Origin of the sequence: Winkia neuii subsp. neuii DSM 8576, assembly GCF_000420405.1 — a bacterium.
In the GTDB taxonomy this organism is placed as follows: domain Bacteria; phylum Actinomycetota; class Actinomycetes; order Actinomycetales; family Actinomycetaceae; genus Winkia; species Winkia neuii.
The window spans coordinates 41,994-63,319 of record NZ_ATUW01000008.1; the positions used below are offsets into that span (position 1 = coordinate 41,994).

Genomic DNA, 21,326 nt, shown 5'->3' on the forward strand with positions numbered 1-21,326 from the left:
ATAACTACAGGTCGAGCTCGGGTTTGTTCAGCTCTTCAACATTGACGTCCCGGTAGGTGATAACTCGAACAGACTTTACGAATCTGGACGTGCGGTAGATATCCCACACCCACGCATCGGTTAGAGTCAGCTCAAAGAATACGTCCTCGCCAGCTGTGCGAGCCTGCACATCGACCCCGTTAGCTAGGTAGAAGCGCCGCTCGGTCTCGACTACGTACGAAAACAATCCAACTACGTCGCGGTATTCGCGCAATAAGTCCAGCTCTAAATTATTCTCGTAGCTTTCCAGATCTTCAGCACTCACGGCGCAATTATTTCAGACCACCGACTCAGATTCCCGGTAGGTGCCAGGAGCGTCGGTGAAATGGCGACACCCCGAGCGTTTGCAGCCCGAGCTTATGGGCCTTAGACGCATAGCCTTTGTTCGAAGCCCAATCGTAGCCAGGATCTACAAGCTGCTCCATAATACGGTCGCGAGCTACCTTTATTAGCACCGAGGCCGCAGCCACCGCAGCACAGTTCGCATCGCCCTTAACCTGGGTCACCACCGGGGGCACCGAAGGCAGAGACGGATCTAAGTCTGGGTGATCGGCAGGAGTAAGCAAATCCGGATCAGGCACCGAAAGCCAGTTATGGCTACCGTCTAGCAGAACCACTCCAGGTGCGGAAACCTGTGCCAGCGCCCTCCGCCCGGCTAAACGCAACGCCGCAACAATCCCCCACCGGTCTATTTCTTCATTGCTGGCATATCCCAACCCATACTCACACACCCAATCCTGGATCAGCTTTACTAGGGCACAACGTGCCTTGGGCCGCAAAAGTTTTGAATCCGCCAGCCCCTCGGGTACCGGCCCCATCTGCGCCCTCACTAAAACGCACCCGACCCCAACTGGCCCGGCAATAGCACCCCTGCCGACTTCGTCCATGGCAGCCACCACGCCGTAGCGGGAAGCAAGTTCAAGCTCAATTTGCCGAGTTGGATGAATCATTTCACCGAATTAAAAACTTCCCGATGGCCTATTTTCCCCCACCGCTCCACCGGCCACATAATGCGACCGGCCGGCCCGACAATGTCCTTTTCGCTTATAGCTCCCGAAAGCGGCCCGGACATGTGCAGTCGCGAATCGCCCGAATTATCCCTGTTGTCCCCCATCATCCAATACGAATTAGCCGGCACCTTGACATCAAAAGGAATCAGGGAGGGATGGGTGCCAGGTTTCAAATACGGTTCGTCGATGACCGTGCCATTGACCGAAATCTTTCCGTCGGCACTGCAGCAGTGCACCCTGTCTCCGCCAACCCCAATGACGCGCTTAATTAAGTATTGCTTTGGTTCCTTACCTTTACCCACAAGCGAAAAAGCTAGCCGCCGAATTTTATCTGAAAAAGATTCAGGCACGTCCTGCCCCTTTAGCCACCCCTGGGAATCCTCAAAGACAGCCACATCCCCGCGTTTTACCTGCTTGTCAAATTTAGTGACCAGCACCTGGTCGCCAATCAGCAGGGTGTTTTCCATCGACGAAGACGGAATCCGAAACGGCTGCGCCACAAACGTATTCAAAAGCACAGAAAGCAAAACAGCAACAACGACTATCACCAGGATCTCTTTTATAGAAGAGAGAACCGGATGCTTCGCTTTTGCGTCAGCTTCGCCCTCACCCTGCATATGTTTGCCCATGGTGTCCTTTCAAAAGATATACGGGTTCATCTTAGCCCGCCGCCCCGGATGCGGCATTTTGGCTCTACCCACGCAATGCCCGCTTCTGCTTCTCGATCTCCATGAGAGCTGAAAACACGCTGTTGTACTGACTATCTTGAGGTTTTAGACGCCCCAGCTGAGAGCGCAGCGCCGCCGCACTTCGAGTTAGCGACATCCCCACCAAAGCCTTCACTATAGCCTGCACGTAGTCGCGCATTCTAGCCGGGTCATCTTGATGAAGCGGCCTAACCGCCAACTGCCTAATATAAGGGGCAACAAAATCGCCGCCCTCGTCAAGAATCGACTCCAACCATTGCGTCTGGGCAGCTCGTTGCCCCGCCTCATCGGTGGGAGCACTTAATGCAGAAGCCTTCGCAAAGGCCGCCAGCCCCCCGGCTGCTCGAATGGCATCGTGAACTGCCTTATGGGTAGGAGCTAAAAACGCCTCCCCCGTAAGCTGGTCGAAACCAGCCCCAATCGCATCGCCCGGACGCTGCAAAACCACCTCTAAGCACTGCTGCTCCAAGCGTGTAATCGGATCCTGCGAAGCCTTGGGCGAGGGCGGAAGAGGAATTCCCGCACCAGCCATTGCCTCCGACGACGGAACCGGGTGAGAGGACGAAGAATGATTTACCGCCCTCATTACCTCTGTAGAATCCATACCCAACCAACCGGAAAGCTCACGCGCATATTCGCGCCGCAAAGCCCTATCCCTAATGCGGGCGACAACCGGGGCTGCCGCGCGCAAGCCCGCTACCCTGCCTTCAGCCGTATCCAAATCCAAAGACGAAAGAACCGAACGAATTACAAAAGCAAACAGAGGCTCTCGCGAATCTACAAGAGCCCGCACTGCCTGATCGCCTTTCGCCATGCGCAAATCGCAGGGATCAAGACCGTTCGGCTCCACCGCCACAAAAGTCTGGGAGGCAAAGTTCTGGTCCTCGCGAAACGCCCGCAACGCCGCCTTCTGGCCAGCCTCATCACCGTCGAAGGTAAAAATTACCTCGCCCCCACGGGCTTTGCCAGACGAAAGAATTACCCCGGCCGCCGGATCAGCGGAATCGCCAATGAGCCTCCGCGCAATACGCACGTGCCCAGCCCCAAAAGCCGTCCCACAGGTTGCCACCGCCTGCGGCACACCCGCCAAATGGGCAGCCATTACGTCCGTATACCCCTCCACCACGACTAGTTTGCGCGAGCTGGCAATTTCTTTCTTAGCCAGATCAATCCCGTACAGCACCTGTGACTTCTTGTACACGACCGTTTCGGGGGTATTCAAATACTTAGGGCCCTTGTCGTCCTCGCCTAGTCTGCGAGCCCCAAACCCCACAGTAGTTCCAGTAAGATCCCGAATAGGCCAAATTAGGCGGCCCCTAAAACGATCGTAGATGCCACGCGCCCCCTGCGAGACCAACCCCGAAGCCTGAATCTGCGCCTCCGTAAACCCTTTTGACCGCAGCAGTCGCAGCAACTCATCCCAAGCATCTGGTGCATAACCAATTCCAAAATGGGCAGCTACCTGCGGCCCGAACCCCCGCGAGGCTAAAAAATCCCTTCCGGGCCTTGCTTGCTTAGTTGCAAGTTGAGAAACAAAAAACTCCTCGGCCAGCCGGTTCGCATCAATAATCCGCGAGCGCATTGAAGCCTCTTCGGGCGAACGCGAAGAGACCCCATCTTCGTAGTGCAGCGTGACGTTTACCTTGGCAGCCAAAAATTCGACTGCCTCAGTAAACGAGATGTGATTTATTTTCTGGACAAACGAAAAGACGTCCCCGCCCTCACCACAACCGAAACAGTGCCAAAGCCCCATCTGTGGGCGCACGTGGAAGGAGGGAGTGCGCTCGTCGTGAAAAGGGCATAGGCCCTTCATAGAGTCAATTCCTGCGGGCCGCAATGTCACGTGGTCTGAGACAACCTCGTCGATGCGGGTGGCCTCGCGAACCGCATCTATGTCTTCGCGCTTAATTAGTCCTGCCACATGCCCAGTGTAATGGCTGGCTGGACGGTTACGAAAAGATAGCTAGATGCCCGAGAGCATCCCACAGATGCGCCCGTGCCATTGGTTAGCGGAAATGTCGGTAAGAGAGGCCACCTGATCTATAACCACGCGAAGTCTTTCAGCATCGTTTCCACTTCTACGCCAAGCATCCGCAAAGGGACGTTCAAGAAGTGAGGGACCACCTTCCAAAAGGGCATCGACGAGGTCGAAAAGCGTGGTCCGCTGGTTCAGGTAGACCGGTTCCATCTCGCGAGGAGCCATGACGTAATAGACCGCTATCCCCTTCAGAACCAGAATTTCAGCGGTTGTCTCGGCAGGTACTACCAAATCTGTCGCGTAACGGGTTAGCGGCCCTTGCCCAGCCGCTTCGCGAGTGGCGTCGTGGGCCGCTCCGCAAAAACGTCCAATGAGCTCAGAGGTCAAATCTTTAAGCGCCGCCTCGTCGTGGTAGGTCCAGTTAAAATCTCGCAGCCAGAAATTAGCGCCCAGTAGGCGGTCGAGAGCACTGGAGAGGGAGTCCTCGCTAATTTTGTTGCCATACCAGGTGCGGGTACAGTCGAAAATTTTTTGTTGCACATCGTAGTTGTATAGCTCTGAGAGCTTCGCCTTACCCATCGCAATTGCGTCTTCGACGTCGTGTACCGAATAGGCTATGTCGTCAGACAGATCCATTATTTGCGCTTCCAAACAACGCTTGCCAGCAGGGGCTCCCTGCCGCACCCAATCGAAGGCGGCAACGTCGTCGGAATAGACACAATATTTGCGCTCCGACTTCTGCCGATCTGGGCCCTGCCCCCTCTGCCATGGATATTTGAGAACAGCATCCAGCGATGCGCGAGTGAGGTTAACTCCTGCTGGTTGGCCAGCAGGGCCTATGACTTTTGGTTCGAGCCTGGTGAGAATCCGAAAAGTCTGCGCATTTCCTTCGAAACCCCCACATTCGCCCGCGACCTGGTTGAGAGCCCGTTCGCCATTGTGCCCAAACGGCGGATGCCCTATGTCGTGACTGAGACAGGCAGCATCCACCACGTCTGGATCGCAGCCCAGCTCGCGTCCTAGAGTGCGCCCCACCTGGGCTACTTCGAGCGAATGGGTCAGGCGGTTGCGCGCAAAGTCTGAATTGACGGGCCCCATCACCTGAGTTTTCGCAGAAAGACGACGCAGTGCCGAAGAGTGCAATATACGCGCCCTGTCGCGTTCAAATTCGGTCCTAAGTTGAGATTTAGGAGGTTCTTCGACATGCCTTTGGCGATCTTTACTTGAGTAGGCCGATATGGCCAGAGCAGGTTCTTTTCCAGCGCGTGCGTCACTCACCTTGCCAGTGTATCTATTCCGGACGTGTTCGCCCTCGTTAGAAACAAAAATTAGGCTATGTGGGAGCGTCCATTTTCTTTTTCGGGTGCATCGGGTCACAATGGATAGGTGAGTGTTCCGTTTTCCCTACCGGGTACTGTTTGTACCCACCGCATCCATCCCCCGACGAGGGGGACCCAGCCGTGGTGGCGCAACGGACTCATCTATGACTTCCGCGGATTTTTAGATAGCCAAGGCGTACAAGCTGCTACAGCCCATCTGCCCTGGGTAGCACATCTGGGGGCAACCGCCGTGGAATTGCGCCCCGCTTTTGTGCAACTGGGGAAAGACCAATGCCTAAGGCAATTTGTCCAGGCCGCCCACAAAATCCACCTGAAAGTGATTGTTCGAGTTTCGGGCAATATCTACACCCACGAACCGGTATCTAGCTCTAATCCAGCCTGCGCGCTTGGCTACGAGGCCCCCGACCCCATTCGCCACCTATCGGCTGCTCTAGAGGCCGGCGCAGATGGTATTGACCTCGGCATGCTCGCCAACGACTCGTCAGCTCCCGAACTGTTTAGCTGGTACAGCGAATACATGCAAAATGCTCGCTCCGAGGTAACCACCTTTATTCCTCACGATGGACTACTGGCCGCAAGTGCTACAACTAATACGCAAGAGGGGCTTCAAGGTCTGCTGACAGCGGATTATTTGGATCAGGTGCGCGACGACGGTCTAATTCGGGTGGAATTCGAAGCAATAGACTTCCTCTCGACTATCGTCACTACCATTCGCGACCACAACACCTCAGGATCTGGTCTTGCCTGGTCAATAACTCCCCCCTCTACCAAACGGTGGCGCCTGGGAGTATTCGACGACCTGGCCTGGTACAAGCCTGAACACGACTCCATCTCAGAAAGAATCCGGGCGGTAACCTCCCTAGTACTAGCCCTGCCCGGATGCGTGTACATGCGTTCCGGCGAGGAAACAGCCAAACCGGAACTAATTACTCCCGAATTTTCCCCCGAAGTAGCGGCAGAATCGACAAAACTAATTCAGGACACCACCTCAGAATGCGAACTCCAAGCCGAAGATTCGTCCTCGGCATTTTCGACTGCCGTGCAGGCAAGTTCGCTGCGCAGGCACTACCAGCTAGGGGAATCGTCATGGTCGTGGGTCGAGGCCGAAGCCTACCCCCGCAACCAGGTGCTCGTTGCTACGTCGGGATCGCTAGTTACGGTATTTAACACCTCGAACACCACCCAGTACATTCCGCAGTCAATGCGCCGGGTACACGTATCTGCTCCCTCCGGCGTAGAGGCAATACCGTCAGTAGAACCGGGCAGCTGCGCCTGGTTCCGACCTGTCTCGGCCTAGCCCCCATCCGCAACGCGGGACTCGGCCTCGGCAACCATGCGCATTTGAGAGGGCGAAAGCTCCCTGGAGTCCAACCACCCTTCGGGCAGGTGAGGCCGCTTAGGTTTGCCCTTTCGGCCCCGCGCTCCACTAGCAGCCGCCGGATACTCCTGATCCAGATCTAGCCCGCTCAGCAGATTATCCAGTTCGCCAACTGTGGACACTAGGTTTAGATCGTGCCTGAGCTGGCCACCAACTGAAAATCCGCGCATATACCAGCCAACGTGTTTGCGCATCTCGCGCATAGCACGCTCCTCGTTGCCACTCCACTCACTCATGAAAGTGGCATGATCCAGTAGAATTTGGCGCACCTGCCCAAGAGAAGGACGAACCCGCTTCGAAGAACCGGCAAGAGCATAGACGATATCAGCAAATATCCAGGGACGGCCCTGCGCGCCGCGGCCAACTACTACCCCGTCGCAGCCTGTTTTAGCCATCATCTGTACCGCATCAGTACCACTAAAAATATCCCCGTTGCCGAAAGTAGGGATGGTCATTTTTGCCTTGAGCTCGCCAATCAAATCCCAGTTGGCATGCCCGGAATAGTATTCAGCCGTAGAGCGGGCATGCAAAGTCACCGCAGCGCAGCCCGCATCTTGGGCGATCTTTGCCGCGTCAAAAATAGTTTGGTGCTCAGAGTCTATGCCGGTGCGCATTTTTACAGTCAGCGGAACATTCCCCGGACCCGCCTCGCGATCCAGAGCTTTGCGAGTACGTTCCAAAATGTCACGTAGCAGCCCAAGTTTCCACGGCAAGGCTGATCCTCCACCCTTGCGAGTTACCTTGGGAACTGGACAACCGAAATTTAGATCTATATGCTCAGCTGCCCCACAGGCGACTGCTTTAGCTGCCGCTGCCGCAGTAGTAGCTGGGTCTACTCCATAAAACTGGACTGACTTTACCGGATCGGTAGGATCCGGTTTGATCATGTCTAGTGTACGAGCATTGCCCTCGACCAGTGCCCGGGCAGTGATCATCTCGGTTACATATAGCCCCGCAGGTGCCCTGCCTTTCCCGCCAGCAGAGCAAAACCCCAAATCCTCGAGCGCATTTTGGGCGAAGCTGCGGCAGATACGCCTAAATGGGACATCAGTCACGCCCGCCATGGGGGCCAGCATCATTGGCACTCCCAAGGCGAGGGGACCGATCTTAACTTCCTTTAGCAAATGCCGATCTTGTCTAGTAGATAGTTCTTGACCTGGTCAATTGCGATGCGATCTTGAGCCATGGTGTCGCGGTCGCGAACCGTAACTTGCCCGTCCTCGAGCGAATCAAAATCGTAGGTAATGCAGTACGGGGTACCTATTTCGTCCTGACGACGGTAACGGCGGCCCACCGCTCCAGAATCGTCAAAGTCTACGTTCCAGATGCTGCGCAATTCCTTCGCGAGAGCGCGAGCCGGCTCACCCAGTTCGGGCTTCTTAGACAGAGGCAGCACAGCGGCCTTTACCGGGGCTAGCCTGGGATCTAGGCGCAACAGGGTGCGCTTGTCTACCCCGCCCTTGGTGTTTGGAGCTTCATCCTGTGTGTATGCCTCCACCAGGAAAGCCATGAGAGAACGGGTTAGCCCCGCAGACGGCTCAATTACATAGGGAGTCCAACGCTTGTCGTTGGCCTGGTCGTAATAGTCGAGCTTGGAGCCGGAAGCCTTGGCGTGTGTAGAGAGGTCGTAGTCGGTGCGGTTTGCAATACCTTCTAGCTCGCCCCACTTCGAGTTCTGGAACCCGAAGGCAAATTCGATGTCTACGGTGCGCTTGGAGTAATGCGAAAGCTTTTCCTTCGGATGTTCGTACAGACGCAGATTTTCCTCGGAGATTCCCAGGTCTGTATACCAGGACCAACGCTGGTCTATCCAGTACTGGTGCCACTGCTCGTCCGTGCCAGGCTCCACAAAGAATTCGAGCTCCATCTGTTCAAATTCGCGGGTGCGGAAAATGAAATTACCAGGGGTAATTTCGTTCCGGAACGACTTACCGATCTGGGCTATGCCAAACGGCGGTTTCTTACGAGCAGACGACATTACGTTGGCAAAGTTGACGAAAATTCCCTGAGCAGTCTCGGGACGCAAGTAGTGCAAACCCGATTCGTCGTCCACCGGCCCCAGATAAGTCTTTAGCAAGCCAGAAAACGCCTTTGGCTCTGTCCACTTACCGCGGTTTCCACAATTAGGACAAGCGAGGCTGGCAATGTCTACCTGATCTTCACTGATGCCCTTCTTCTGGGCATATTCTTCAACCAACTGATCTTCGCGCAGGCGTTTGTGGCAAGCCTGGCATTCGATGAGGGGATCTGTGAAGGCCTTTACGTGCCCGGAAGCTTCCCAAACCTGGCGAGGCAAGATTACCGAAGAATCCAGCCCGGCAACGTCGTCGCGCTCGCGCACGATACGCCCCCACCAAGCCTTCTTGATGTTTTCTTTCAGTTCCACGCCCAGTGGACCGTAGTCCCAGGCAGACCGGGTGCCGCCGTATATTTCACCGCACGGGAAAACGAATCCGCGCCGCTTTGCTAACGAAATTACCGAATCTAGGCGAGATGCCACGTTGACTCCTTATTGTTGGCGCACCTGGCTGGTGCGTGAACCGTCTGGTCCAGTCTACCTAGAAGCCCCACGCGGTCCTAACCGAAGCTAGCCCTTCACCGAACCCGCGGTAAGACCCGATACGATGTACTTTTGCAAGAACAAGAACAATACGATCACCGGAATTGCGGCAATTACGGCTCCCGCAGCAAACTGCCCCCACGGCGCCGTGCGTTCGTCGGCCGACCATTGGAACAACCCCACGGCCAGCGTGAGTTTGGATTCGTCTTGCAAAACGACCCTAGCTATGACGAAGTCACCGAAGGTAGCCACGAACGAAAGTAACCCCACAACTGCTAGCACCGGGGTTACCAGGCGCATGATTATGCCCCAAAATATTTGGGCATGGGAAGCCCCATCGATGCGGGCAGCCTCGTCTAAGGAAGTGGGAATAGTATTGAAAAACCCGTACATCAAGAACGTATTAGAACCGAGCGCTCCTCCCAGGTAGACGCAGATGAGCGTAAGTAGCGAATTTAGGCCGAGGGCGGGAAAAACCTCCCCTATAGCCAAAAGCAACAGGTAGATGGCCACGAAAGCGAGCATCTGGGGGAACATCTGAACCAGCAGCAGAAAAGTCAGTGTTGCCCTGCGCCCTCGAAATCTAAAACGCGAGAAAGCGTAGGCCGCGCACGCCCCCATTAGTACGGCGCCAACAGCAGTCACTGAAGAAACGAAAAGCGAATTGAGTGCCCAAGTCCAAAATTTGGTTTTTCCTAGGGCAGCGAAATTCGCCAGAGAGAAAGATGCGAATAGGTTGTTCGACCCTGTTAGCGTCGCATGCTCTTGCAGCGCGGTAGAAAGCACGTAAAGCAGGGGCAAAAGACAGTAGATGATGACGAGAAGAGCCAGCAGGTGTTTCCACCCAACCTGTTTCAGCCAAGTCCCGAATCTCTTTTTAGACCTACCCAGAGTATTAGTACTCAATTTATATTTCCTCCAGCGTCCTAGTCCGCCTAAACGAAATCCAGGCGATCAACCCCACGATTACGAAGATGACCAACGACATCGCCGAGGCCAAGCCGTAGTTCTTTGCCCCCGAGTCAAAAGCAACCGTGTATACAAACGAAATTAGAATGTCGGTCTCGCCCACACCGAGCGGATTGCCAGGATACTGAGGTCCCCCGCCGGTGAGCATATAGATCAGAGCGAAGTTGTTGAAATTGAATGCAAAAGAAGAGATTAACAGCGGCGTCGTGGCGACGAGGACGAGCGGCAGCGTTATAGATCTGAGCCTGCGCCACCATCCTGCCCCATCGATGCGCGCTGCCTCCATTACGTCCTCGGGAAGCGCCTGCAACGCGCCCGTGCACACAAGGAACATGTAGGGAAATCCCAACCACAAGTTGACCCCCAAAATGGCGAGTTTTGCTAGCGTCCCATCGCTCAGCCAAGGAATAGAAGCTCCGTGCAAAAGCACCGTGTTTACAAAACCAAATTTCTGGTTCAACATCCCCTTCCAAACCAGTGCCGCCAAAAACCCTGGGAACGCATAGGGCAAAATGAACAGTGAGCGGTAGATCTTGCGCCCGCGCACGCGTTTATCGTTATATATCAGGGCCAGTATCAATCCGAAGGCGAAGGTTGAGGCAACCGAGCAGATCGCGAAAACAAAGGTCCACAAAAGTGATTTGAAAAACGGGACCCCTATCTCGGTTCCAGTAACCATATCTTTGAAGTTTTTAGCCCCTACCGCAACCCTCCAGCCTGGCGTGAGAGAAGTTCCATCTGAGGCAGTGAATTGGCCCTGCTCGGTTTCTTTGTATACTTTGCCCGTTTGAGTATCAGTCATAGTGTGACGACCCGGGTCGTACTTTATGGTCGATTGGGCGATATAGGCACTTTCGCCGTCTTCGGTGCGCCAGGCGCCTTTTTCTTGAGCAGGTACTCGCAGCTGACTAATTTTTACCTGGTCGGAAACTACCTGAGCGAAATTAGCGACCTTCCAATTGGGGACCGAAACAATTTCGTTTCCCTTCACCTTAGCTCCGGGAACTGGTTCCATTTTTGCTCCGTCCTCGCCAACGTAGACAGTGCCATCTTTTACAATAGCTAATCCAGTTTTCCCCAAAGAAGTAACTACCTTTGCTGGCACCTTGGGACTAATGCGTGTTTCGTATTTAGCGACGATCGCAGAAACCGCATCGTCTTTGGAAGAATTGTGCCCACTGCCGTAGTTAGTGAACGCGATGTAGCCGGTGTACACCATCACAAAGAGCTGGAATATTAGTAAGAACACCATTCCGGGAAGCAAATATTTCCCAGGCAAAGCCCGTTTGGAAAAATAAACGGCATCTATTATGAGCAACGAAACAAGGACTGCAACAAACAGATATACGGAGCCGGCCGCCCAGCAGGCAAATAGGCAGTAGAGGCCGAAAGCATTGAGAGCTGCCATTAGCGCTAGCTTGACCATTGTCCCCGCGCTAAAGCGCACTGAATTGGAGCGCATTTACTTGGCCTCCATTTCGTTTCGGATGTTCGCAATCATCTTCTGCCAGCCCTGGTCGGGATCTTGCTTTCCTGTAAGAATATTTAGTTCGGTAGCTCCCCAGAATTTCCACACAGATCCCATCTGGGGCAGCGCCGGCATTGGGGCTGCCCCCTTTCCTGCTGCCAAGAATCCCTTGAGCACGGGGTCGGTCATATTCTGAGCAATCTGCTTTTGTGCCGGCACCCGAGGATCAACCTCAAAGAGTTTTTGCTGGCCCCTCTTTGAGGCAACATAGTCGAAAAACTTGCGCACCAAGATTGGATTAGAGGTTTTATTGGAAGCAAAGAAGACCTGCACCCCAAGGAACGGGGCCGCTTTTTGCCCGCCAGCGGACGGAATGGGCAGAACTGTTATGTGCCGGCCTGCCTGCTTGTATGCCGAGGTATTCCACGGTCCAGTAACTTGAAAAGCTACCTTGCCGTCAAGAAAAAGTTGCTTTGATTTATCGCCTGTAATGTGAGCATCTATAGACCCGTTTTTCCCTTGCTCCGCTAGCCAATGGGCGAACTTGCTGCCTCCCTCGGAGCCCATCCCCAATTCAGTGGTATAGCCGAATTTGTCGGACTTGAATACCGGGGCCCCAAAGGAATTTTGGAAGGGATACATATGGTAAGGGTCGCCTAGTTCGGGATCCTGATCGATGACGAACGGATATTCTGCCCCACTTGCCCTACCAGCTTCAATCATTTCCGCAAACGTTTTTGGTTCTGCTTTAGTCAGTTCGTCGTTGCGGACCAGCCCCAGATTTTCACTCGCGTACGGCACGCCGTAGATCTTGCCATCGTAGGTAACCGCTTTTATGGTCTCGGGACGGAATCCCTCTGTGGGAATATCTACTGGATTTACCACACCATTTTCAACCAGCTTGCCGAGACCATCGTGGGCGGTGACAATCAAATCTGGCCCCTTCCCTGAAGGGACCTGCTGAACAAAGTCGTCGGTAACCGCATCGCCCTCGCGCATAACCACGTTGATCTTTATTTGCTCCTGGCTTTCAAAATCTGCCGCCAGCTTTTTCATCGCTTCGAAACGCACACCATCGGTCCACAGCGTTAGAGGACCATAGCTAGCCGACGTTGCAGCATCGCTACATCCGGCGAGCGCGAGCATAGTTGTAACTACAAAGGCCAAAAAAACGCGTTTGCGCATGCGGTTCCTTCGTCTCTGAATGAACTTTTACATAGACACTCTACTCCGGAACTACCAGGGTGAGGAGAACTATAGAAAACCTACATTGTTGACAACCGTTTTCATTACTCTTAATCTGCAGACATGAAGAAAACACTTGCCCTCCTAGCCGCCCTTACCCTAGCGCTTTCAGGTTGCGCTACGACCAATTCGGGGACCGACAAAGTAAACGTTCTAGCCTCGTTCTATCCCCTGCAGTTCTTAGCCCAAGAAATTGGCGGACAAGCTGTTACCGTGGAATCCCTTACCCCCGCTGGCGCCGAACCACACGACCTCGAACTATCCACCAAAGACGTGGCTAGCCTTTCCAAAGCCGACGCAGTTATCTACCAGAAAGGTTTCCAAAAGGCCGTTGACCAGGCAATAGCGCAAGCGGAGCCGTCTACCGTCGCAGACGTTTCTAAAGCTGCCTCGCTGGTACCCATTTACAAACACGAAAGTGCTAACGCAACAAAAAGCCAGGACTTAGACCCCCATTTCTGGCTTGATCCGGTGCGCCTAGAAAAGACAATTACTCCCGTCCTAAAAGCTCTCCAAAAGGCCGCTCCTGAGCTCAAAAAGGAGTTTGCTAAAAACGCGCGGGCGCTAAGCGAAAAACTGAAAAAACTCGACGCGAACTACGCCACTACCCTAGCCGACTGCAAGCTCGACAAAATCGTAGTCTCCCACGAAGCCTATGGTTACCTTGCCGAACGCTACCACTTCTCTCAACTAGGACTTTCCGGCTTCGATCCAGAGCAAGAAGCCTCCCCCGCCCAATTGTCTAAGATCCAAGGCGCGGCAAAATCCGCCGGCGTTGAAGTAATCTTCTCGGAAGACCTGATCAACCAGAAGACGGCTAAGACCATGGCGAAGGATTTAGGAATAAAATCCGAAGTGCTAGACCCCCTAGAATCCAAAACAGGTAAAGGTGACTACCTCCAAGTCATGGACTCCAACCTTAGAAAGGTAGCGAAAGCCCTAAAGTGCAAGACGAATTAGCCCTGCAGGTCAAAAATCTGAGCGTTTGCCTCTCCGGGAAAACCATCCTGCACGACCTCTCTGTAGATATTCACAAGGGCGAGGCCGTAGCGCTGCTTGGAGGCAATGGTTCAGGTAAGTCCACACTGGTGAAGGCCCTAGTTGGGATTAACCCAATTCAAAGTGGAAGCGTTTGTTTTTACGGAACCCCTGCCGCGCAATTGCGAAAATCTACTCAGTGGAAGCGCGTTTCTTACGTTCCCCAGCGGCTCACGGCGGCGGCCGGAGTGCCGGCTACCGCCTTGGAGGTGGTTATGGCGGGTTGCCTTGGCAGGGGCCGGATGCGCTACCGACGGGGAGACAGAGAGCGGGCGCTGCAAGCACTCGACCAGGTGGGCCTTGCCTACCGCGCCAACGAGTCGGTGCAGACTTTTTCGGGTGGGCAGCAGCAGCGCGTGCTGATTGCGCGCGCACTGGTGCGGAAAGCAGATTTTATAATTATGGACGAGCCAGCTGCGGGAATTGATTTGCATTCACTAGATACGCTCGCCCGCACGCTGCAGGGGTTGCGCAGCCCCGAGCGTTCCTTCTTGATTGTCATGCACGAGACAGGCCCTTTGACCAGTTTCTTTGACCGCGGAGTGACCGTCCGCGGAGGGCACATTAGCCATTCCGGCCCGCTTCCAGGCGCAGCCGCGACCGGTCACCGCCACCTAGGCCCTCCTGTAGGCAACCTTTCTCCGCAACTCAGCGAAGGCCCCCTACCTACTGAAAGTCACAATGGTTGAAGCTCTCTTTTCACTATTAACCACCCCGTTTATGCAGCGCAGCCTAATAGTTGCTCTGCTGGTGGGCATCTCGGCCCCGGTGATGGGCACCTACCTAGTGCAACGGCGGCTAGCGCTGTTGGGAGATGGAATTGGCCACGTAGCACTGACCGGGGTTGCCCTGGGGTGGCTGGTTGGCAACGCCATGAATCTGACCAGCTCGGACGCCCTTGCCGTCCCTGGCGCGGTTGCCGCCTCCGTTGTAGGCGCCGTGCTAATCGAGGTGGTGCGGGCCAAGGGAAGCACTTCCGGCGACGTAGCCCTGTCACTGCTGTTTTACGGCGGCATTGCGGGGGGCGTGCTCCTTATTGGCCTAGCGGGCGGCACAACCGCCAATCTTAACGGGTACCTATTCGGTTCCATTGCCTCGGTGTCTTGGGCGGATGTGGTGCTGACCGGGCTCCTTGCAGCACTAATTTTGGGAGTTGGCCTGGGTCTGCGTCCCGCCCTCTTCTCGCTTTGCCACGACAGTGAATTCGCCCTCGCCAGCGGGCTTCCAGTGCGAGCTCTGACCACCCTTATCGCAATCGTGTCGGCTCTTACAGTATCTACCGCTATGCGCGTGGTGGGGGTGTTGCTGGTTTCGGCAATAATGATTGTCCCAGTGGCAATAGCTCAGCTTGTTACTTCGTCTTTTAGTTCCACTATGGCTCTGGCGGCATTTTTCGGTACCGCGCTCTGCCTCAGTGGATTAGCTGTGTCTTACTTTTATCCTGTATCGTCGGGGGCCACGATTGTGGTTATGGCGATTTTCCTCTACGCTGTTGTGGCATTTGCACGCCCGGGTATCCTTGCCCTTAAGGGACGTTTCAGGAGGAAAAATGGCGGAACAGCGCAACACTAAGCAACGCGAGGCAGTATTAGCAAACCTGAAGACATCTAATAGTTTCCGCTCTGCGCAGCAAATTTTTACAGACCTTTCCCTATCGGGCTCAAACGTTGGACTAACAACGGTTTACCGCAACTTGCAGCGCCTTACCGATTCCGGCGAAGTGGATGTAATTAAAAACGACGAGGGCGAAGCACTCTATAGGATTTGCAACACAGACAGGCACCACCATCACATCGTGTGCCGAAATTGCGGAAAAACAGTGGACGTTTCCGGCCCCGAGTTCGAAGCATGGGTGCGCAAAGTAGCCGACGAATGCGGCTTTAGCGACGTAACACACTCTGTGGACCTATTCGGTATCTGTCAGGATTGTTCAAAGCGTCATTAAAACTATAGTCTTGCAGCATGAATGGTGTTCCGAGCTTTCTGCAAGATTTCCCCTGGGTGGTCTTTTTCGCCTTCCTCGTTATGGTGGTCTGTCTGCGTTCGCAGGCCACCTATTGGGTGGGCCGCGGCTCCGCGGTAGCGATCCGAAAAGGAGCACAAAACTCTACTAGCAAGTTCGGATCAGCCCTCGCGAAGAAGATGGACTCGGATTCCTTCGCTAGGGCCGTGAGATTTGTCAACAAGTGGGGTCTGTTTGCAGTACCCCTGTCCTTTTTGACCATCGGCTTTCAAACTATGGTGCACCTGGCAGCTGGCTCCCTGTCGATGAACTGGACTCGTTACACTCTAGCTGCTATCCCCGGCTATTTAGCTTGGGCAGGCATCTATTCAACCGTGGGCATGGCGGCCTTCTACACGGCTGTGGCAGCACTGGCTGGCAACCCCTTGGCTGTTGCTGCCGGGCTGGGGATTTGCGGCCTCGTCGCTGCCGGGCTGTACTGGAAAAATCACCGCCCCGCCTAGGCTTTATCTACCGCCCCACCGAAGCGACGCTCGCGCCTTCCAAAGGCCAGACACTCATCCCACAGGTCTTCGCGCCTAAACTCGGGCCAGGGCTTTTTCGGGAAGGCCATCTCGGCATACGCGCATTGCCAAAGCAAAAAATTCGATACCCTGTGTTCGCCCGAGGTGCGGATGAGTAGGTCAACGTCAGGTACATCCGGCAAATAAAGGTGCTTGGAGACAGTAGACTCGTTTATTGCACGCGCCTTCAGCTCGCCTCTTTCTACCCGAGCCGCCACCCGCGCCATAGCGTCGGCAATCTCGGCTCTGCCCCCGTAATTGACACACATAATCAGATCCATCTTGGTGTTGCCTGCAGTGAGACGCTCTGCTTCTTGCAGTTCAGAAATAACGGACTTCCACAGCCTGGGCCTGCGCCCTGACCAGCGCACCCGCACTCCCCACTCGTTCAGTTGATCGCGCCGGCTACGCAGCACCTTGCGCGAGTACCCCATCAAAAACTTCACCTCAGCCGGAGAACGCCGCCAATTCTCAGTAGAGAAAGCGTACACGGACAGGTAGCGCACCTTTGCCTCAAGGGCTCCAGCAACGGTGTCTAGCAGGGCTATTTCGCCCTGTCTATGCCCTTCCGTGCGTGGGAGGTGGCGGGCGTTCGCCCACCTGCCATTGCCGTCCATAATGAGGGCTACGTGTTTGGGAGCGCGCAGACCTTCGGGAACACGGTGTGCGCCTTCGCCAGGGCCTGGAATTTCAATCATTGTCCTCGCTCCAATATCGCTAATGATTTCAGGCGCCGCTCTAAGTGCCACTGCGCGTAAGCGGCCACCAACCCGCCAATTTTATCCCGCTTTGCCCCACTCGACGCCTCTGCTGTTTTCCAGTTACCTGTAAGTAGCGCCGCAGCGAGCGTTATTTCGCCCTCGGACAGTGATACCGAAGCCGGGGGGCGACACTGCCCACATACAGCTCCCCCCGCGGTGATCGAGAATGCCTCGGCGGGTCCGGCCTTCCCACAAATCGCACAATCCCAGCACGAAGGCGCCCATCCCGACAGAGCTAGAGCCCTGAGAAGATATGAGTTCATGATGAGCTCACGCGGATGATGCCTGTAGGCGAGGGCGTGCAAGGCACCCCTCAGTAGCTGGTAGTGCCCCGGCGAGGGAGTTCCTTCAACCGTCATTTTTTCGGCCGCCTCTACCATTACTGTACCGGCAGTGTAGAGGTCGTAGTCTGCTGCGATTTGCCTACCGTATTCGGCTATGGGGACCACCTGAGTAAAGGTGTCCAGATTGCGCCCCTTATAAGCTTGGAAATCAATGATTGAAAAAGGTTCCAAGCGAGCCCCAAGTTTTGACTTAACTCTTCTAACGCCTTTACCTACTGCCCGCACCTGCCCACTCCCCTTCGTGAGCACTGTGATTATGCGATCGGCCTCCCCAAGCTTGTGTGTGCGCAGGACAACGGCATAATCGCGGTACAGTTTTACCAACAATCCCCCTGTGAATTAGATCACCCATAATGCAAAATCTGTGTCTCAGTTTGCATAAAAGACAGTATTAGGCGAACAATGCTATTTGTGTCATACCCATCATAAAGACACGTCGCGTCAACTGGCGACGCGACCCACCTAATCCTGGAAGGAAAGACCGCATGAGCGAGCACCTAGATGCCGTCAGCCGGTCCGAACAACCCAACAAGGTAAAAACGTTTTTTGGGCACCCGTTTGGGCTAACGACAATCTTCTTTACCGAGATGTGGGAGCGCTTTAGTTACTATTCCATGCGCGCGATCCTGCTCTACTTCTTGGTAGATACAGTTGCAAACAATGGCCTAGGGCTCGAGGAATCACTTGGTGAATCTCTAGTCCAGGTCTACTCGGCCTCTATCTTTTTGATTGCTGTACTTGGCGGCTGGGTTTCAGACCGCCTGTGGGGGCCGCGCCGCTCCACACTCTACGGCGCCATAATTATCGCACTCGGCCACGCCTGCCTGTCGTTGCCAATGCAAACCTCAGCCTACCTGGGCATTGTTTTGGTTGCGATCGGCTCGGGCGTACTCAAACCAAATACTGCGACCATGGTCGGCCAACTGTACGACAATACCGATCCAAAGCGCGATGCCGGATACTCCCTGTTCTACATGTCCGTGAATATCGGTTCTTTTGTGGCGCCTTTCGCGGTTTCGCTAGTGCGTTCCTTCGGCGGCTACCACGCAGGTTTCTCTCTGGCTGCGATCGGCATGGTTCTAGCTCTGGTCTGCTTCGTAGTAGGGCGACGCTATCTGCCCGCTGAAGCTGACACCGTCCCCACCCCTGTACGCGAGGAGGAGCGAAGCCGAATACTCGCCTACTGTGCCGCGGGCATCGTTGCAGTTGCAGCATTGTTCCTAGTTGTTCACCTGGTTACTGGCAAGTCGTTCCTCGTCAATGTCATCGACACATTGACCATAATTTCCTTGATAGCTCCCATCGTGTACTTCATAGTAATGTTCAGGTCTAAGCAAGTAAGTGCCGACGAACGTGCTCGGTTACGTGCATTCATTCCCCTGTTCATTGCGGCCATGATGTTCTTCATGATCTTCGAGCAGGCTTCTTCTTCGATGGCTTCGTTCCAGAAGAACAACACCGATCTAAACGCGGGCCTATTCAACATGTCGCCAGAATTGTTTGCCGCGGTAAACCCCATTTTCATTGTGTTGCTTACCCCATTCTTCGCCCATTTCTGGGCCACCCGAGGGCGAAAGATCTCTACGGCTGCCAAATTCACTGTCGGTCTGGCGCTGGCCGGGCTGTCCTTCATCTGGCTGGGTGCCTTTGCCTACCACTACCTAGGTGTCAAGGCTCCCTGGTGGGTAATCACAATTTGCTACATCATTCAGACTCTAGGCGAGCTCTGCCTGTCTCCGGTGGGGCTGGCGGCCACTACGCTACTAGCTCCTAAGGCCTTCCGCTCACAGGCTTTGTCGCTATGGTTTTTGGCATCTGCAGCAGGCCAGTCCATTGGCGCTCAAGTGTTGAAGGCGACCGGCGATCTGCCGGATCACCAAATGTTCCTGGTAGTGGGCGGCATCGCAGTAATCCTTGCGATTGTTCTAGCTACCTTGGCCCCGTGGATTTCGAAGCGGATTCACGCTGGCCAACAGGCCGCTCCGATCGAAGACTAAAAATAGAAAACTAAATGGGGTGGCCCATCGGGCCACCCCATTTAGTTAACGCAAAGACCGATTTACCGCCGAGATTATAGCCTTGTAGGAGGCCTTAGTAATAGACGGATCAATCCCCACTCCCCACAGCACCTGGCCGTCCACCTCGGCCTCGACAAACGCGGCTGCCACCGCATCGTGTCCGGCCGACATTGCGTGCTCAAAGTAGTCCAATACTCGCACCGCAATGCCCTCCCCACTAAAACCGCGACAGAAAGCGTCAATGGGCCCATTTCCGCGTGAAACGATCTTTCGCGCACTGCCGTGGTCGGTATATTCGCAAGTTACCTCTACTACCTCGTCTTCGCCCTCGGTAAAAGTCACCGAAGAAGCCGCTCTTAGACCGAAGCGGCCCCAGGGTGCGGTTTCTTCTCCGACCGCTGCACGAGAGGGAAGATATTCGTCCACGAAAATATTCCACATTGCGGTGGGATCAATTTCCCCACCGTAGGTATCAGTGTGCCGCTGGATGATACGCGAAAACTCGATCTGCAGGCGGCGTGGCATCTCGATGTTGAACTTACTCGACATGACGTAGGCGACCCCGCCCTTGCCAGACTGAGAATTCACTCGAACCACGGCCTCGTACGAGCGACCTACATCATGCGGGTCGATCGGCAGGTACGGGATCTGCCAAGGAACCTCGTCCTCGCTACCAACCTCGCTCACCAGTTTTTTGCGCCTGGCAAAGCCCTTCTTGATCGCATCCTGATGCGAACCTGAGAATGAGGTGTAGACCAGATCGCCCATGTACGGGGCCCGCTCGGGAACCCGCATTCGGGTACAGTGCTCGACGGTGCGCCGCAGGCCATCAATGTCAGACAGATCCAGCATTGGATCCACTCCCTGGCTAAACAAGTTCAGGGCGAGCGTCACCAGATCTACATTCCCAGTGCGTTCTCCCTGCCCGCCCAGGCACCCCTCGATGCGGTCCGCCCCAGCCATGAGCGCCAGCTCTGCAGCTGCCACAGCACACCCGCGATCGTTGTGAGTATGCACCGAAAGCGAGAGATATTGCCTATTGGTCAAGTTGGTAGACATGTATTCGACGCGGTCGGCGAAAATATTTGGCGTTGTCCGCTCGACCGTCGCAGGCAGATTCACCACCATTTCACGCCCTGGCCCAACCTGCCATACTTTTGCTACCGCATCACAGATCTCCACCGCAAAATCGATCTCGGCGTCTACGAAGATTTCCGGAGAATACTCGAATCCGAAGATTGTATCGTCGCTAAGGCATTTCTCGGCCTGAGAAATAACCTGCTGGGTTCCAGTCACCGCCAAATCGACCGTAGCCTTCTTGGAATTGCCAAACACAACGTCGCGGAAAAGCGGAGAAATAGCGTTGTACAGATGAACTGTGGCCCGAGGAAGGCCCTCTATGGCTGAAAAAGTGCGTTCAATCAAATCAGACCTAGACTGTGTCAGAACGGAGAGGCACACGTCCTCTGGCACTGCATCGTCGGCAACCAAAGAACGCACAAAATCGTAATCTGTTTGCGAAGCAGCCGGAAACCCAATCTCAATTTCCTTCACGCCGATGTCAATTAGAAGATCGAACATCCTCCGTTTTTGACTAGGCGACATTGGTTCAATAAGCGCCTGGTTGCCGTCGCGCAAATCTGTGGAGAGCCACCGCGGAGCGCGCGTAATAGTCTTATTCGGCCAAGTCCGTCCGGGAAGAGAAATAGGGTTAGTTACGGTTGCGGGCAGGTACTTTTCTACCGGCATGTTAGAGGGTTGTTGTTTTGGGCCAAATCCACTTGTTCGCACTGTTCTTCCTTGTCGCCTAGTCGGTAGCCGGTACGGCAAACGCCACGACGAGGAACCGGCATATCAGGACTCGCCGCGGCAACTAAGCAGTAGGAATATACCCATGAATTTAAAGCTAGCACCTAGCTATCTATAGAAAAAGTAAAGTCCGCTC

20 protein-coding genes are annotated in these 21,326 nt (G+C 54.7%); 7 read left to right on the forward strand and 13 right to left on the reverse strand.

Annotated features, from left to right (window positions below):
* Nucleotides 1-4: 4 nt before the first annotated feature.
* The 5 genes from G437_RS0108215 to G437_RS0108235 all read right to left on the reverse strand — a co-directional run bounded on the left by G437_RS0108215 (nt 5) and on the right by G437_RS0108235 (nt 5,012).
* Nucleotides 5-304 (reverse strand): DUF2469 domain-containing protein, encoded by a 300-nt coding sequence (locus G437_RS0108215; protein ID WP_024332082.1) that lies wholly within the window; start codon nt 302-304, stop codon nt 5-7.
* A gap of 25 nt (nt 305-329) precedes the next feature.
* Complete coding sequence (locus tag G437_RS0108220; protein ID WP_024332083.1) at nt 330-989, reverse strand: ribonuclease HII; 660 nt, start codon at nt 987-989, stop codon at nt 330-332.
* Nucleotides 986-1,678 (reverse strand): signal peptidase I, encoded by a 693-nt coding sequence (gene lepB, locus G437_RS0108225; protein WP_024332084.1) that lies wholly within the window; start codon nt 1,676-1,678, stop codon nt 986-988. The genes G437_RS0108220 and lepB overlap by 4 nt, the downstream gene beginning before the upstream one ends.
* Nucleotides 1,679-1,742: 64 nt before the next feature.
* Nucleotides 1,743-3,677, reverse strand: a complete 1,935-nt coding sequence (dnaG, locus tag G437_RS0108230; RefSeq protein WP_024332085.1) for a DNA primase — start codon at nt 3,675-3,677, stop codon at nt 1,743-1,745.
* A 42-nt stretch (nt 3,678-3,719) separates the two neighbouring features.
* Nucleotides 3,720-5,012, reverse strand: a complete 1,293-nt coding sequence (locus tag G437_RS0108235) for a deoxyguanosinetriphosphate triphosphohydrolase (RefSeq protein WP_029769486.1) — start codon at nt 5,010-5,012, stop codon at nt 3,720-3,722.
* A 108-nt stretch (nt 5,013-5,120) separates the two neighbouring features.
* On the opposite strand from G437_RS0108235, the gene G437_RS0108240 reads away from it, so the two are divergent.
* A complete protein-coding gene (locus tag G437_RS0108240) occupies nt 5,121-6,371 on the forward strand; it encodes a hypothetical protein (RefSeq protein ID WP_070622397.1) in 1,251 nt (416 codons plus the stop codon).
* Here G437_RS0108240 and dusB read toward each other — a convergent pair.
* The 5 genes from dusB to G437_RS0108265 form a co-directional block, all read right to left on the reverse strand.
* Nucleotides 6,368-7,576 (reverse strand): tRNA dihydrouridine synthase DusB, encoded by a 1,209-nt coding sequence (dusB, locus tag G437_RS0108245; RefSeq protein WP_029769487.1) that lies wholly within the window; start codon nt 7,574-7,576, stop codon nt 6,368-6,370. The two genes, G437_RS0108240 and dusB, sit on opposite strands and share 4 nt — an antisense overlap.
* Nucleotides 7,570-8,952 carry a glycine--tRNA ligase gene (locus G437_RS0108250; RefSeq protein ID WP_024332089.1) on the reverse strand — a complete coding sequence of 461 codons (1,383 nt, stop codon included), beginning with the start codon at nt 8,950-8,952 and terminating at the stop codon, nt 7,570-7,572. Before G437_RS0108250 ends, dusB begins: the two co-directional genes overlap by 7 nt.
* An 87-nt stretch (nt 8,953-9,039) precedes the next feature.
* Nucleotides 9,040-9,918, reverse strand: a complete 879-nt coding sequence (locus tag G437_RS0108255; RefSeq protein WP_024332090.1) for a sugar ABC transporter permease — start codon at nt 9,916-9,918, stop codon at nt 9,040-9,042.
* 1 nt (nt 9,919) lies between these two features.
* Nucleotides 9,920-11,443 carry an ABC transporter permease subunit gene (locus G437_RS0108260; RefSeq protein ID WP_024332091.1) on the reverse strand — a complete coding sequence of 508 codons (1,524 nt, stop codon included), beginning with the start codon at nt 11,441-11,443 and terminating at the stop codon, nt 9,920-9,922.
* Nucleotides 11,444-12,634 (reverse strand): sugar ABC transporter substrate-binding protein, encoded by a 1,191-nt coding sequence (locus G437_RS0108265; RefSeq protein ID WP_024332092.1) that lies wholly within the window; start codon nt 12,632-12,634, stop codon nt 11,444-11,446.
* A 123-nt stretch (nt 12,635-12,757) separates the two neighbouring features.
* On the opposite strand from G437_RS0108265, the gene G437_RS0108270 reads away from it, so the two are divergent.
* The 5 genes from G437_RS0108270 to G437_RS0108290 are packed head-to-tail and all read left to right on the forward strand — an operon-like array spanning nt 12,758 to nt 16,198.
* Nucleotides 12,758-13,654, forward strand: a complete 897-nt coding sequence (locus G437_RS0108270) for a metal ABC transporter substrate-binding protein (protein WP_024332093.1) — start codon at nt 12,758-12,760, stop codon at nt 13,652-13,654.
* On the forward strand, nt 13,639-14,421 hold the full coding sequence (locus G437_RS0108275; protein WP_024332094.1) for a metal ABC transporter ATP-binding protein: 783 nt from the start codon (nt 13,639-13,641) through the stop codon (nt 14,419-14,421). The genes G437_RS0108270 and G437_RS0108275 overlap by 16 nt, the downstream gene beginning before the upstream one ends.
* Complete coding sequence (locus G437_RS0108280; protein ID WP_024332095.1) at nt 14,414-15,304, forward strand: metal ABC transporter permease; 891 nt, start codon at nt 14,414-14,416, stop codon at nt 15,302-15,304. The genes G437_RS0108275 and G437_RS0108280 overlap by 8 nt, the downstream gene beginning before the upstream one ends.
* Complete coding sequence (locus G437_RS0108285; protein ID WP_024332096.1) at nt 15,282-15,677, forward strand: Fur family transcriptional regulator; 396 nt, start codon at nt 15,282-15,284, stop codon at nt 15,675-15,677. Before G437_RS0108280 ends, G437_RS0108285 begins: the two co-directional genes overlap by 23 nt.
* 17 nt (nt 15,678-15,694) lie before the next feature.
* Entirely contained in the window at nt 15,695-16,198 is a 504-nt protein-coding gene (locus G437_RS0108290; protein WP_024332097.1) for a DedA family protein, read from the forward strand.
* On the opposite strand, the gene G437_RS0108295 is transcribed toward G437_RS0108290, so the two are convergent.
* Complete coding sequence (locus G437_RS0108295; protein ID WP_051141927.1) at nt 16,195-16,956, reverse strand: isoprenyl transferase; 762 nt, start codon at nt 16,954-16,956, stop codon at nt 16,195-16,197. The two genes, G437_RS0108290 and G437_RS0108295, sit on opposite strands and share 4 nt — an antisense overlap.
* Entirely contained in the window at nt 16,953-17,687 is a 735-nt protein-coding gene (recO, locus tag G437_RS0108300) for a DNA repair protein RecO (RefSeq protein WP_024332099.1), read from the reverse strand. Before recO ends, G437_RS0108295 begins: the two co-directional genes overlap by 4 nt.
* Before the next feature lie 161 nt (nt 17,688-17,848).
* Here recO and G437_RS0108305 point away from each other — a divergent pair, with 161 nt between their 5' ends.
* Nucleotides 17,849-19,360, forward strand: a complete 1,512-nt coding sequence (locus G437_RS0108305; protein ID WP_024332100.1) for a peptide MFS transporter — start codon at nt 17,849-17,851, stop codon at nt 19,358-19,360.
* Between the two features lie 45 nt (nt 19,361-19,405).
* Here G437_RS0108305 and leuA read toward each other — a convergent pair whose 3' ends face one another.
* Nucleotides 19,406-21,130, reverse strand: coding sequence for a 2-isopropylmalate synthase (leuA, locus tag G437_RS0108310; protein ID WP_101590668.1), 1,725 nt, complete (start codon nt 21,128-21,130; stop codon nt 19,406-19,408).
* Nucleotides 21,131-21,326 lie beyond the last annotated feature (196 nt).